Origin of the sequence: Bradyrhizobium sp. Ash2021, from assembly GCF_031202265.1 — a bacterium.
Lineage (GTDB): Bacteria > Pseudomonadota > Alphaproteobacteria > Rhizobiales > Xanthobacteraceae > Bradyrhizobium.
In genome coordinates this window covers 342,766-356,437 of sequence record NZ_CP100604.1, presented here as the reverse complement: position 1 = coordinate 356,437, position 13,672 = coordinate 342,766, and the positions used below count along the sequence as shown (strand labels likewise).

Below are 13,672 nucleotides of genomic sequence, written 5' to 3'. Positions count from 1 at the left end.
CTATATCCCCGTCATTGCGAGGAGCGAAGCGACGAAGCAATCCATTCTTTCTTTGCGCGGCAAGATGGATTGCTTCGCTGCGCTCGCAATGACGCAGGATAGCCCTGCACGCAGCCCAAAGACACCGAATCGCATTGTAGCCCGGCGTCAAATCCGGCAAGAAGCGTCCAGCCTTCCTTGTGCGTCCGAAAATCAGGTGTGTCCATGAAAGCCATTCTCTGCTCGCAATATTGCCAACCCGACGATCTCGTGCTGGCCGACGTGCCCGATCCGGCGGCCGGGCCCGGCGAGGCCGTGATCGCGATCAAATCCGCAGCGCTGAATTTCTTCGACATCCTGATGATCCAGGGCAAGTACCAGATCAAGCCGCCGTTCCCGTTTTCGCCGGCCGCCGAAGTCGCCGGCGTGATCGAGAGCGTCGGCGCCGGCGTCACCGGTCTGAAAGTCGGCGACCGCGTGGTGGCGTCCTGCGGCCATAACGGCGCCCGCGAAAAGATCGCGCTGCCGGCGAATTCGATCGTAAAAATTCCCGACAATCTGGATTTCGATCGCGCCGCCGGCATCATCATCATCTACGGCACCGCGCTGCACGCGCTGGAAGATCGCGCCAGCCCGAAACCCGGCGAGACGCTCGCGGTGTTGGGCGCGGCCGGCGGCACCGGGCTGGCTGCATGCGAACTCGGCAAGCTGATGGGCCTGAAGGTGATCGCCTGCGCCTCGTCGGATGAAAAGCTGGAATTCGCCAAGGCGCATGGCGCCGAGCTTGGCCTGAACTATGCCAAGGAAGATCTCAAGGAAGGCTTGCGGCGGCTGACCGGCGGCAAGGGCGCCGACATCATTTTCGATCCGGTCGGCGGCACCTATGCCGAGGCGGCGCTGCGTTCGATCGCATGGGAAGGCCGCTTCCTCGTGATCGGCTTCGCCGCCGGCGACATTCCCAAAATGCCGCTCAATCTGGCGCTGCTCAAAGGCTGCGATATTCGCGGCGTGTTCTGGGGCGCCTGGGCCCGGCTCAATCCGGAGAAGAACCGCGCCAATCTGGAAAAGCTCGTGAAGTGGACCGCCGAGGGCAAGATCTCCTCGCATGTCGACCGCACCTTCCCGCTGGCGCAAACCGCCGAGGCGTTAAAGGTGCTCGCCGGCCGCAAGGCGATGGGCAAGGTGATTTTGCATCCGTAACCGCCTGTGCCTTCGTCATCCCCACAAAAGCTGGGATTGATCACGTTCGAAGTGCAACACCTCCAGCCGGAAGTGTTGCACTTCGCTTGTGAACTCAGGTGACATCCTGATGGTCGGTTGAGACGGACGATCGCAGCAAGCCCGGTTTCAACGCGCAAAATGTTCCCGGTCACCTTTAAATTCATTGAATTGGGCAATCCCGCCCCAATCAAACCAAAATAAGTCCCAATTCGTGCCGGCCGGTGCCGTTTTTTGGGCCTATTCGGCATGCGAGTTAGCGCCCGAAGTAACGGGCGTTCTTCGACAACGACAATAAAAACCAGAAGCCGGGATGCCCGATCGTTGCGTAGTAGTAGCGGGGAAGCATCACCATGGTGGGGAATTCGACACATTTACACTCCAGCGATCCGCCCGTCGCGACGATTGGGGAAGACATCAACGATCCCGGATTTGCGCATTATCGCTATCGGCGATCGCATGCGGCGGAAATCAGTTCAGACGGGCCAGCTCCGCTGTTTCTTTCCGGCGATGCGGACGACAACGCGCCGCAAATCCGCAAAGGACGGGCGATATCCCCGTCGCGTATCCTGACAGTAATTTCCGCGGCATCGGCAGCAGCCATGGTGCTCGCCCTGTTTTCGGTCGACGCCACACGCGCGGTCATCGTCAGCACCGCAGCGTCGTTTGCCGGGGCATCACTCGCTCAACTCAGCGCGCCGCAGCCGGAGCCAGTTCAAACCGTTGCGCTTGCGCCGCCGGCCGGCACCGACCTGCCATCGCGCGACGAGATCGCGGCCGCCTATCAGGCCGCGATCAAAAGCCTGGTTGCGGTAGCCGAGACGCCTGCGACGCCTGCGACGCCTGCAGTTCCGGCTCCGCCGCCGGCAAGACATCTCGATCCCGACGAAATCGCCGCATTGCTCAAGCGGGCAAAGGGCCTGCTCGCGAACGGCGACATCGCATCCGCCAGGTTGCTGCTCGAACGCGCCGCGGACGCGCGCGAGGCCGATGCAGCGCTGCTGCTGGCGCGGACCTATGATCCCGCGGTGCTGGGAACAGGTGATGCGCGCAGCGTCACACCGGATCCGGCGCGGGCGCGCAACTGGTACCAGAAGGCAGCCGAATTCGGCTCCTCCGATGCGCAAGCGCGCGTCGCGCAAATGCAAAACTGATTTTCGATCGGGGAACAAATGAGACGTTTATGGGGACTGGCGTTATTCGCCACGATGATGATCTGCGGCTTCGCGGCGCAGGCCGAGCAAGCCGAATACGATCCGGCCAAGGTCAGCGAAAGCCTGAAAGCGATTTTCCAGTTCGGCTCGACCAGTACCAAGCAGAGCCTGAACGCCAACACGGTCACACTGATCTCGGGCACGATCGGCGGCACTTACGTGCAGTTCGGCGCCGACCTCGCCTCCGTGCTCGATGACGGCAACAAGCTGCGCATCCTTCCCATTGTCGGGCGCGGCTCGGTGCAGAGCGTCGCCGACATCCTGTTTCTGCAAGGCGTCGATCTCGGCATCGTCCGATCGGACACGCTGGATTATCTCGAGCGGAAGGGCTTTGCGAAAGACATCAAGAAGCAGTTCACTTACGTGACCAAGCTCTACAACGAAGAGGTGCACGTGATCGCGTCGAAATCGATCCGCAATCTCAGGGATCTCGAGGGCAAGACAGTCAGCGTCGACCTGCCCAATGGCGGCACCTTCGTCACCGCGCTGACTGTGTTCGAGCGACTCGGGATGAAACCAAAGGTCGTGTATATTGAGCAACGCATCGCGCTGGAGAAATTGAAGGCCGGCGAAATCGACGCCGTGATCGTTTGTGGGGGCAAGCCGTATAAGTCGGTGAGCAGTTTCAAGGACGATCGGTTCCATTTGGTGACGGTCAACTACGAGAAGCCGTTGCAGGGCGACTATCTGCCCGCGAGCCTTTCGGCGAAAGACTATCCCAACCTGATCGAAGGCCAGGAGCAGGTCGATACGATCGCCGTTCCCGCTGTGCTCGCGGCCTATAATTGGGCGCCCAACTCCGAGCGCTATCGCAAGCTCGCAGTATTCGTGGACGCCTTCTTCACGAAATTCCCGACGTTCCAGAATCCGCCGTTCCATCCGAAATGGAAGGAGGTTTCGCTGTCGGCGCCGCTTCCCGGCTGGCAGCGCTTGCCCGTCGCGAAGCAATGGCTGGAGCAACATGGCGTCGAGTCCGTCGCGCGCAACCGGTTCGAGGATTTCCTGAAACAGAGCCCTGCGGCCGGAAAGCCGCAGTCCGATGCCGAGAAGGAAGCGCTGTTCCGACAATTCCAGGCCTGGGACGCCGAGAAAAATGCCCGCGCGCAGGTTCGCCCCGCACAGCAGCGCTAGGATTTGGCCGGCACGAAGATTTCCTGATCGACGCCGACGCCCTTGAGCGAAAACGCGCCGAGCGAGGTCGCCGGGATTTTCCCGGCGCCGACGAAATCGGACGACAGCAACAGCGTCGTCCCAATTGCCGGCACATCGATTCGATGCGCGCCGTGAGATTGACGGCCGGGCCAATCACTGGGTCAGATGCGGCCGCTGCCACCACGCGAACGCTCAATCTTCGCGATCGATTCCGCGCTTCAGCGCGGCGCGCGCGGCGTCGCGATGTTCTGGCGTGATGTGGCTCGCGACCATGCGGATCGCGGTGGCCAGCACCGCGGCGTCATCGGTGAAGCCGAGCACCGGCAGCATGTCCGGGATGAAATCGAACGGCAGGATGAAATAGGCGATGGCGCCGAGTAGCGCCGCCTGGACGTGGCGCGGCGTCTGCTTGTCGAAGGCGCAGTAGTAAGCCGCGAGCAACTCCTCGGCGAAGGGAAGTTTTGCGACTACCTGCTTCAGCTTGATCCAGAAGCGCCGGCGCACGCTTTCGCGGTCCTGCGCCAGCCGGTCGGCAGGCTCAAAACCCACGGTGTGTTCGGATGTAGCCATCGCGGCGCTCCTTCAAAGCCGGCGCGGCCGTTTCGCCGTGGCGGGCATGGCAAGAATTGGGGGCGCGAGGTCGCCGTCGCAAGATCGGCTGGCCGCCCGTTAGACCACGCCAAGCTGTCTGGCGATCCCGTTCATGGCCTTGGCAAGCTCGATATCCAGCCTGGTGACGCCGCCGGAGTCATGGGTCGCCAGCACCACCTCCACCGTCTTGTAGACGTTCTTCCACTCCGGGTGATGGTCGTTCTTCTCGGCCACCAAAGCGGCGCGGGACATGAACCCGAACGCTTCGTTGAAATTCTTGAAGGTGAAGGTCCTTGCGATCGCCTCGCGGCCGGGCACCTCGGACCAGCCGGATAGCTCCCCCAGCGCCGCCTGACGCGCCTCCGCCGACAGCCGTTCCACCATGATCGCCTCCCGTTTCATGCGCACTCTACCCTAACACCGGACGTCGCGGCTGGGGTCCATAGCGAAAATATAGGTTTTCGAGCGAAAGCGCGCCCCGCAATTGATGCGGGGTGGATGCCGGTGCGCAGAAGGAAAACGCATCAAATCATGGCTGAAAGCCGCGTCCAATGGCCGCCGGTAACCATGACGGAGATGTAACCCCGGCTAGGCAGGAAATTTGCTAGAATGTTCGTGTAAGCGCGTTGGCAATGTGAAATTGAACCTCGAACGATCGTTTAGAGATCGATGACCGACGGCCCGGATCAGGACAATGCCGAACCGATAGTCCCGCCTTCGCCCCGCTCGGCGCAGCGGCGGGCGGCATTCGTCGTGCTTGCCGGCGTGCTGGCCATCATCGGGGCGCTGGCGGCCGGCTATTACTTTGCGATGCGGCCGGTCACCTTGCGGATCGCGGTCGGCCCGGCCAGCAGCGACGACCTCAAGGTGGTTCAGAGGCTGACGCAGGCCCTCAACAACCAGCCGCACAGCCAGGTCCGGCTGCGGCCGGTGCAGACCGATGGCGCCGCCGCAAGCGCCACCCTGCTCGGCGAAGGCAAGGCCGATCTCGCCATCATCCGCGGCGATCTCGATGTGCCGAAGAACGCCCAGGCCGTGGCAACGCTGCGCAAGAACGTCGCGGTGCTGTGGGTGCCTCCGGCCGCCAAGGCCAAAGGCAGGAAGGCCGGGCCGAAAATCACCAAGATCGCACAGCTTGCCGGACATCGCATCGGTGTCGTCGGCAGCACCCAGGCCGATGTCAATCTGCTCAAGGTGATCCTGCAGCAATATGGCGTCGATCCGGCCAAGGTCGAGATCATCCAGTTTCCAGCCAACGAAGTGGTTGAAGCGATCCGCAACCAGAAGGCGGACGCGTATCTCGCCGCCGGGCCCGTCAACAGCAAGATCACGACGGACGCGATCGCGGCGTCGACGCGCGACGGCGGCACGCCGACCTTCCTGGAGATCGATTCGGCGGAAGCGATTGCGCAGAACCATCCCGCCTATGAGGCGTCGGAAATTCCCGCCGGCTCGTTCGGCGGCTCGCCCGCCCGGCCGGACGACGAGGTCAAGACGATCAGCTTCGCGCATCATATCGTGGCGCGAAAAGGCGTCTCGGAATCGACCATCGCGGCCTTCACCCGGCAGTTGTTTGCGGTCCGGCAATCGCTGAAGGCCGAATTTCCGCTGGCCGCCAAGATCGAGACGCCGGATACCGACAAGGACGCCACGATCCCGGTGCATCCGGGTGCTGCCGCCTTTGTCGACGGCGAGGAAAAGACCTTCCTCGATCGCTACAGCGATTACATCTGGTGGAGTCTGATGGCCTTGTCGGCGATGGGCTCGGCCGGCGCGTGGTTCGCGGGCTATTTGAAGAAAGACGAGCGCAGCAACAACTCTTCGCAGCGCGAGCGGCTGCTGGACATGCTCACCACCGCCCGCCACAGCGACTCGACGGAAGAACTCGACCAGATGCAGTCGGAAGCCGACGACATCCTGCGCGACACCCTGCGCTGCTTCGAGCATGGCACGATCGAACAGGGAACCTTGACCGCTTTCAATATCGCGCTCGAGCAGTTCCACAACGCGGTGGCCGACCGCAAGTCGCTGCTAATGAGCATACCGCAAAGCCTGCAACGTGCAGGCGCGCAGTTCCGGGCAGCCGGCACGGCGTAAACGGCCGTCGCTGTAATCGGGTCGTCACAGAGTTTTCCTATAGCGTGTCCGCACCAAGCCGTCATTCCGGGATGGTACGCCAGCACCAGACCTCAGATGCGCAATTGCGCATCGGGGATCTCGAGATTCCGGCTCGATGCTTCGGATCGCTCCGGAATGACAGAGCCAAAACGAGGCACGCATGACGACCGGTTTTTCCTCCAAGATTTCCCGCCGACGATTCCTCTCCACCGCCGCAGCGACCGGCGCGGGCGTGATCGCGATGCCTTATCTCAGCCGCGCCGCCGACCGTCCGCAGATCACCCATGGCGTGCAGTCCGGTGACGTCGGCGCCGATGGCGGCGTGGTGTGGGCCCGCGCCGACCGTCCGTCGCAGATGATGGTCGAGGTCGCCACCACCGAATCGTTCGGCAACGCGCGGGCCCTGCCGCCGATCGCGGCACTCCCGGAGAGCGACTTCACCGCAAAAATGCTGCTGGAAAACCTGCCTTCCGGCCAGGACATCTTTTATCGCGTCCGGTTTCGCGACCTGGCGCACACTGACATCCAGAGCGAGCCGGTGGTCGGCCGCTTCCGCACCGCGCCCGGCGACCGCCGCGACGTCAGTTTCGTCTGGGGCGGCGACGTCGCGGGACAAGGCTGGGGCATCAATCCCGATGATGGCGGCATGGTCACCTTCGCCACCATGCGCAAGCACAAACCGGATTTCCTGCTGCATTCCGGCGACACCATCTATGCCGACGGCGTCATTCCCTCCGAAGTGAAATTGCCTGACGGCAAGGTCTGGAAGAACGTCACGATCCCGGAAAAAGCAAAAGTCGCCGAGACGCTCGACGAATTCCGCGCCGCGCACAAGTATAATTTCATGGACGACAATGTGCGCGCCTTCAACGCCGAGGTGCCTGTCTTCGTGCAGTGGGACGACCACGAAGTGATGAACAACTGGTCGGCCTCGAAAGAAATTCCGGCCGCCTACAAGGTGCGCGACATATCGCTGCTCGCCGCGCGCGCTGGCCGCGCGTTTCACGAGATGTATCCGATGCGGGAAAGCATCGTCGAGCCGGGCCGGGTCTATCGCACGCTCAATTACGGCCCGCATCTCGACGTCTTCATGCTCGACGAGCGCAGCTATCGCGGCCCCAACGGCCCGAACCTGCAGACCGCTTACGGCCCCGACAGCTATTTCATCGGCCCCGACCAGCTCGCCTGGCTGAAGCGCGCGCTGCTGAATTCGCGCGCGACCTGGAAGGTGATCGCGTCCGACATGCCGCTCAGCATCATCGTCTATGACGATGCAGCCAACAAAAAGGGCTCGGAAGCGTTTGCGCAAGGCGACGGCCCGCCGCGCGGCCGCGAGCTTGAAATCGCCGAGATCCTGCGTTTCATCAAGACATCCGGCGTCGTCAACACGGTGTGGCTGACGGCGGACGTGCATTACGCCGCCGCGCATTACTACAACCCGGACAAGGCGCAATTCCAGGAATTCGATCCGTTCTGGGAATTCGTCTCGGGCCCGCTGCACGCCGGCACGTTCGGTCCGAACGAACTCGACAACACCTTTGGGCCCGAAGTGAAGTTCATCAAGGCGCCCGGCCTGGACAAGCAGAACCTGCCGCCGTCGGCCGGCATGCAGTTCTTCGGCCACGTCAAGATCGACGGCGCCAGCGGGCAGATGACGGTGACCTTGCGCGACCGCGCCGATGTCGCGCTGTGGTCGACGACGCTCGACCCGAAGCGGGTGTAAGAACTAGCACGCGGCGGCGCCTGGACGCCGCCGCAACGCTGCTTCCAGCGCTGCGCTGGAGCATGGTTTCGGCAACCGCGGCTTGCCGGCGAGCGCGGCCGGGAGCCTGACGTCGGCGCCATAGCCGGTGACGAACACGTACGGAATCTTCAGCGCATCCAGCCGCTCGGCGAGCGTAAAGGTCTTTTCGTGGACCAGCCCGACATCCAGCAGCGCGAAATCCGGCGGGTGATCGGCGATCATGTCGAGCGCCTTCGCCACGCTCCCCGCGCTGCGCACCGTCTTCACCCCGAAGCCGAGAATCGTGTCCTCGAAATCGAGCGCGATGATCGGATCGTCCTCGACGATCAAGACGTCACTGGGCAGGCCGTCAAAAAAGGCGGGGTCCATGATCTGCTGGCACATTGGTTCAGAGGTGATTGCGTTCCCCGGCAGAAGCCCGGCGGACGGCCGCTGCCGGCGCCCCGGATAAGCGCGCCGACGGTTCCGGAACTGAAACGACCACATCGGCGTTCTAACGTCTGTTCACTTGTGCACATATAAGCCGGGCGGGATCGATTATTGTCGCGGCCGGGGAATTGAGGACTTTCGATGCTCACCCGGCGTGAAAATACCGCCAAGGCCAGCGAGCGGCCGTTCAACAATCTGTTGCGGCGCTTGAACGACGCCGATTTCGCGTTGATTGCACCATATCTCGCGCAGGAAGAGGCCAATCCTAACGATCTGCTCTACAGCCCCGGCGACAATGTCGAGACCGTGCACTTCCCCTGCGGTCCGAGCCTTGCGTCCTTCATGGTTGCCAATGAGGACGGCCGTGACGTCGAGACCATCCTGATCGGCCGGGAAGGCGCCGTCGGCGGAATCGTCAGCCAAGGCTATCTGCCGGCCTATACCCGCATCATGGTCAAATTCGCAGGACCATTCGTGCGACTGAACGTTGGAAAACTGGAGGCGGCGAAGACGAAGTCGGCCACGCTGCGCAACATCTTCGCGCGTTATGCCGATTGCATGCTGGCCCAGATGTTTCAGTCCACCGCCTGCAACGCGATCCATTCGATCGAGCAGCGTACGGCGAAATGGATCATTTCGGCGATGGAACGCACCGATGACAACGATGTCGTGCCGCTGACCCATGAGCAGCTGGCGACCCTGCTCGGGGTCGGCCGCAGCTATACCAGCCGGGTGATTCAGACCTTCAAGGCGGAAGGCATTTTGCAGACCCGCCGCGGCTCGATCCTGGTGCTCAATCCGGATGCGCTCCGCAACCGGTCCTGCCGGTGCAATGAGGCGGTCAAGGGCCACTTTGAGGAGGTGCTGCGGGGCGTCTATCCCGACCCCGAAAAGGGCAATTGAGGCGGGTGCCAACCGAAAAACGGCTAACCAAATGCCAAACAAACCATTGTTTTTTGGCGTTTTCTGACTATATTGCGGCGCAACGCGTAGGATGTGCCCGGTCCTTTTGGCCGGGCTTCCTTTTTGGGCCGCGGGCCCAGAGCGTGATCCGGAAAAGTGAGAAGCGGTTTTCCGAAAAGATCACGCTTAAACGAGAGAGAATTCCAGGTTTTTGAGCGCGATCCGGAAAAGTGGGTCCCGGTTTTCCGGCGAGATCGCGCTCCAGCCATTGCACGACCAGAAGAAGAGCCATGAACCTTCGTAACGTCGCTATCATCGCCCACGTCGACCACGGCAAAACCACGCTGGTCGATCGCCTGCTGCAGCAATCCGGCACCTACCGGGACAACCAGCGCGTGGTCGAACGCGCGATGGATTCCAACGATCTGGAGCGCGAGCGCGGCATCACCATTCTGGCCAAAGCGGCGTCGGTGCAGTGGAAGGATACCCGCATCAACATCGTCGACACCCCCGGCCACGCCGATTTCGGCGGCGAGGTCGAGCGCATCCTCAACATGGTCGACGGCGCGCTGGTGCTGGTGGACGCCGCCGAAGGCCCGCTGCCGCAGACCAAATTCGTGGTCTCCAAGGCGCTCAAGGTCGGCTTGAAGCCGATCGTCGTCATCAACAAGGTCGACCGCCCCGACGCGCGCCCGACCGAAGTCATCAACGAAGTGTTCGACCTGTTCGCGGCGCTCGACGCCACCGAGGAGCAGCTCGACTTCCCGATCCTTTACGGGTCGGCCAAGCAGGGCTGGATGGCCGACAGTCCGGATGGTCCGCAGGACGCCGGCATGCAGCCGCTGTTCGACCTGATCGTGCGCCACGTCGCGCCGCCGACCGTTGAGGAAGGGCCGTTCCGGATGATCGGCACCATTCTCGAGGCCAACCCCTATCTCGGCCGCATCATCACCGGCCGCATCACCTCCGGCTCGATCAAGCCGAACCAGAGCGTCAAGGTGCTGAGCGGTGACGGCAAGCTGATCGAAAGCGGCCGTATCACCAAGATTCTCGCCTTCCGCGGCATCGAGCGCACGACGCTGGAGGAAGCCGAAGCCGGCGACATCGTCGCCATCGCAGGCCTCACCAAGGGTACCGTCGCCGACACCTTCTGCGATCCGACCGTGGAGACGCCGCTGGTGGCGCAACCGATCGATCCGCCGACGGTGTCGATGTCGTTCATCGTCAACAACTCACCGCTGGCCGGCACCGAAGGCGACAAGGTGACGAGCCGCATGATCCGCGACCGCCTGCTGCGCGAGGCCGAAGGCAATGTGGCGCTGCGGGTGGTCGAGGCCTCCGACAAGGATGCGATGGAAGTGTCCGGCCGCGGCGAATTGCAGCTCGCGATCCTGATCGAGACCATGCGCCGCGAAGGTTTTGAGCTCTCGGTGTCGCGCCCGCGCGTGGTGCTGAAGAAGGACGAAGCCACCGGCCAGTGGCAGGAGCCGATTGAAGAGGTCGTGATCGACGTCGACGAGGAGCATTCCGGCGTCGTCGTGCAGAAGATGAGCGAACGCAAGGCCGAGATGATCGAGATGCGCCCGTCCGGCGGCAACCGCCTGCGCCTGGTGTTCTACGCGCCGACCCGCGGCCTGATCGGCTATCAGGGCGAATTGCTCACCGACACCCGCGGCACCGCGATCATGAACCGGCTGTTCCACGGCTACGCGAACTACAAGGGCGACATCCAGGGCCGCCGCAACGGCGTCCTGATCTCCAACGATCAGGGCGAAGCGGTAGCTTACGCGATGTTCAAGCTCGAAGACCGCGGCCCGATGATGATCGAGCCGGGCTGCAAGGTCTACAAGGGCATGATCGTCGGTGAGCACACCCGCGACAACGACCTCGAGATCAATGTCCTGAAGGGCAAGCAGCTTACCAACATCCGCACCACCTCCAAGGACGAAGCGGTGCGCCTGACCCCGCCGATCCGGATGACGCTGGAAAAGGCGCTGGCCTATATCGAGGAAGACGAACTGGTCGAAATCACCCCGAAGTCGATCCGCCTGCGCAAGAAATTCCTCGACGCCAACGACCGCAAGCGCGCGGAAAAGGCCAAGGAAGCGGTAGCGTAAGCCGACTCTGGTTGTCATGCCCCGCGAGAGCGGGGCATCCAGTACGCCGCAGCCTCTCGATTCGATCGCTGCCGCCTCTGGAATACTGGATCACCCGCTCCAGTGCGCAATTGCACACAAGGCGGGTGATGACAGTTATGCTTTGGGCGACTTCAGCCTCTAACTCGAACATGCTAGAGGCAAAAGCATGTCCTCCCTCCCCTCCTCAGTCGACGTCGCCATCATCGGCGCGGGCGCCGCAGGCCTCGGCGCCGCGCATGCGCTGAAGAACTCAGGCCTCTCGACCATCGTGCTGGAAGCGCGCGACCGCGTCGGCGGCCGGGCGCATACCATCCAGGCCGCGCCCGACATCACCTTCGACCTCGGCTGCGGCTGGCTGCATTCGGCGGACGAAAACACCTTCGTTGAGATCGCCGAGCGACTGAATTTCGAGATCGACAAAACCCTGCCGCCGTGGCGCGAGCGCGCTTACGGCAAGGCGTTTCCGCAAAGCGAGCGCGACGCCTTCATCCGCGCGCTCGACGAATTCTACGACCGTGCCGATGCGGCCGCGCGGCAGGCCAGAACAACCGGCCGCGACAGCGCCGCCGATTTGTGCTTTGAGCCCGGCAACCGCTGGAATCCGATGATCGATGCGATCTCGACCTACATAAACGGCTGCGAGCTGGACCAGGTCTCGATCCTGGACATGGACGCCTACGAAGACACCAACATCAATTGGCGGGTGCGGCGCGGCTATGGCGCGCTGATCGCAGCCTATGGCGCCTCCTGCCCGCTGGCGCTCAACTGCAAGGTCGCGCTGATCGATCATTCCGGCAAGCGCGTGCGGATTGAAACCTCGCAGGGGACGCTTAACGCCGACAAAGTAATCGTCACCGTGCCGACCAATCTGATCGCTGATGAAGCGATCCGCTTTCACCCCGCGCTGCCGGCGAAAGTGGACGCCGCGCGCGGCCTGCCGCTCGGCCTCGCTGACAAGGTGATGCTGGCGCTGGACGAGCCGGAGCAGCTGCCGAAGGACGGCAACCTCCGCGGCGCCACCATGCGCACCGAAATGGGCACCTTTCATCTGCGGCCGTTCGGTCAGCCCTGCATCGAGGGCTTTTTCGGCGGAAAGTTCGCCCAGGCGCTGGAAGACGCCGGCGATGGCGCCATCGCCGCGCAAAGCATCGACGAAATCGCAGCCTTCCTCGGCAACGACTATCGCCGCAAACTAAAACCGCTGTCGGAATCCCGCTGGGCCCACGACCCCTTCGCCCGCGGCTCCTATTCGCACGCGCTCCCCGGCCACGCCGGGATGCGCGCCGTGCTGGCAGCGCCGGTCGATGGGCGACTGTTCTTTGCGGGAGAAGCGACCTCGCCGGGATTTTTCACGACGGCGCATGGGGCGCGGGATTCGGGAGAAAGGGCGGCGGGCGAAGTGATCGCCGCGAGTTCTAACCCTTGAACACTTTGTCTCGGTGAAACTTTAAATAATGCGCGTTTGGATAAAGGGTTGGATCCGTGGGCAGGTTGATCGATCCGCTTTGATTCAGCAGACGCGCGGCATCCTCCGGAACATGATCTTTGGCAATTAAAATCCTGTAGTCGTCGCCAATTGAAATAAGTCCCCTATCAAACATCCAGTGGACTGTTCCGGACAAGGCCAACCCGTTTCGAACAGAGTCGGGGCCTTTTGACGCGACAGGCTGAATGTGGGCCGCCTGAACCTCAGGGCGGCCTCCCCCGTTGATCAACCGTAGACCGGTGATAGAGCACCTATTCGAATAGGCAGCGCGCACATTGTGCATGAAGGATTTTTCTCGAAATGGACGAGAGACCATCATTTCGACCATTGGTCGCTCGAACGGCACGGGCGGCTCAGAGAATCCCGGCGGCGTCGCTTCTGACGAGAGATTTTCGCCCAGTACCGGGGCAAAGCCAGACTTCAAAATTCGATCGAACTCACCGTCCGGAATGAGACGGACCGCTCGGCCGAACGCGCCCTTATTGGTGCTTCCATCAACCTTTTCGAGTGCACTTTCGTAGTACTCACCGCCCTCATGGAACGGGACGGGCGTGTCGAAGTCCAAATAGGTAGTTTGATCAATTATTGCGAAATAATGATCCGGTAAGGCAGCATCCTCAATCACCGACTCCACTCGCGCGACCCCGAAATAGGATTGGCGACCTCCTCGGCTTGAAAGTTCAGCGCTAGACCTCCGCGG

General features: G+C 62.4%; 13 protein-coding genes. 8 read left to right on the top strand and 5 right to left on the bottom strand.

From position 1 onward, the window contains the following. Positions 1-204: 204 nt before the first annotated feature. From NL528_RS01750 to NL528_RS01740, 3 genes are all read left to right on the top strand, one after another. On the top strand, positions 205-1,179 hold the full coding sequence (locus NL528_RS01750) for an NADPH:quinone oxidoreductase family protein (protein WP_309181032.1): 975 nt from the start codon (positions 205-207) through the stop codon (positions 1,177-1,179). A 371-nt stretch (positions 1,180-1,550) separates the two neighbouring features. Continuing rightward, positions 1,551-2,351, top strand: coding sequence for a hypothetical protein (locus tag NL528_RS01745; RefSeq protein ID WP_309181031.1), 801 nt, complete (start codon positions 1,551-1,553; stop codon positions 2,349-2,351). A gap of 18 nt (positions 2,352-2,369) precedes the next feature. Beyond that, complete coding sequence (locus tag NL528_RS01740) at positions 2,370-3,542, top strand: TAXI family TRAP transporter solute-binding subunit (RefSeq protein WP_309181030.1); 1,173 nt, start codon at positions 2,370-2,372, stop codon at positions 3,540-3,542. On the opposite strand, the gene NL528_RS01735 is transcribed toward NL528_RS01740, so the two are convergent. From NL528_RS01735 to NL528_RS01725, 3 genes are all read right to left on the bottom strand, one after another. After that, complete coding sequence (locus NL528_RS01735; protein ID WP_309181029.1) at positions 3,539-3,676, bottom strand: hypothetical protein; 138 nt, start codon at positions 3,674-3,676, stop codon at positions 3,539-3,541. The two genes, NL528_RS01740 and NL528_RS01735, sit on opposite strands and share 4 nt — an antisense overlap. A gap of 79 nt (positions 3,677-3,755) precedes the next feature. Continuing rightward, a complete protein-coding gene (locus tag NL528_RS01730) occupies positions 3,756-4,133 on the bottom strand; it encodes a YkvA family protein (protein ID WP_309181028.1) in 378 nt (125 codons plus the stop codon). Positions 4,134-4,232: 99 nt separating this feature from the next. Then, the gene (locus tag NL528_RS01725; protein WP_074271999.1) at positions 4,233-4,538 is read right to left on the bottom strand and encodes a 4a-hydroxytetrahydrobiopterin dehydratase; all 306 of its coding nucleotides are present in this window, start codon (positions 4,536-4,538) and stop codon (positions 4,233-4,235) included. A gap of 285 nt (positions 4,539-4,823) precedes the next feature. On the opposite strand from NL528_RS01725, the gene NL528_RS01720 reads away from it, so the two are divergent. Further along, entirely contained in the window at positions 4,824-6,251 is a 1,428-nt protein-coding gene (locus NL528_RS01720; RefSeq protein ID WP_309181027.1) for a TAXI family TRAP transporter solute-binding subunit, read from the top strand. A 181-nt stretch (positions 6,252-6,432) separates the two neighbouring features. Continuing rightward, positions 6,433-7,995 (top strand): alkaline phosphatase D family protein, encoded by a 1,563-nt coding sequence (locus NL528_RS01715; RefSeq protein WP_309181026.1) that lies wholly within the window; start codon positions 6,433-6,435, stop codon positions 7,993-7,995. Positions 7,996-7,998: 3 nt separating this feature from the next. On the opposite strand, the gene NL528_RS01710 is transcribed toward NL528_RS01715, so the two are convergent. Beyond that, complete coding sequence (locus tag NL528_RS01710) at positions 7,999-8,385, bottom strand: response regulator (RefSeq protein WP_309181025.1); 387 nt, start codon at positions 8,383-8,385, stop codon at positions 7,999-8,001. A gap of 201 nt (positions 8,386-8,586) precedes the next feature. On the opposite strand from NL528_RS01710, the gene NL528_RS01705 reads away from it, so the two are divergent. From NL528_RS01705 to NL528_RS01695, 3 genes are all read left to right on the top strand, one after another. After that, complete coding sequence (locus NL528_RS01705) at positions 8,587-9,348, top strand: Crp/Fnr family transcriptional regulator (RefSeq protein ID WP_309181024.1); 762 nt, start codon at positions 8,587-8,589, stop codon at positions 9,346-9,348. Between the two features lie 290 nt (positions 9,349-9,638). Then, positions 9,639-11,465 carry a translational GTPase TypA gene (typA, locus tag NL528_RS01700; RefSeq protein ID WP_309181023.1) on the top strand — a complete coding sequence of 609 codons (1,827 nt, stop codon included), beginning with the start codon at positions 9,639-9,641 and terminating at the stop codon, positions 11,463-11,465. Positions 11,466-11,652: 187 nt separating this feature from the next. Next, positions 11,653-12,912, top strand: coding sequence for an NAD(P)/FAD-dependent oxidoreductase (locus tag NL528_RS01695; RefSeq protein WP_309181022.1), 1,260 nt, complete (start codon positions 11,653-11,655; stop codon positions 12,910-12,912). Here NL528_RS01695 and NL528_RS01690 read toward each other — a convergent pair. After that, positions 12,902-13,597: an HNH endonuclease gene (locus NL528_RS01690; protein ID WP_309181021.1), complete on the bottom strand. Its 696-nt coding sequence runs from the start codon at positions 13,595-13,597 to the stop codon at positions 12,902-12,904. The two genes, NL528_RS01695 and NL528_RS01690, sit on opposite strands and share 11 nt — an antisense overlap. Positions 13,598-13,672: the final 75 nt, after the last annotated feature.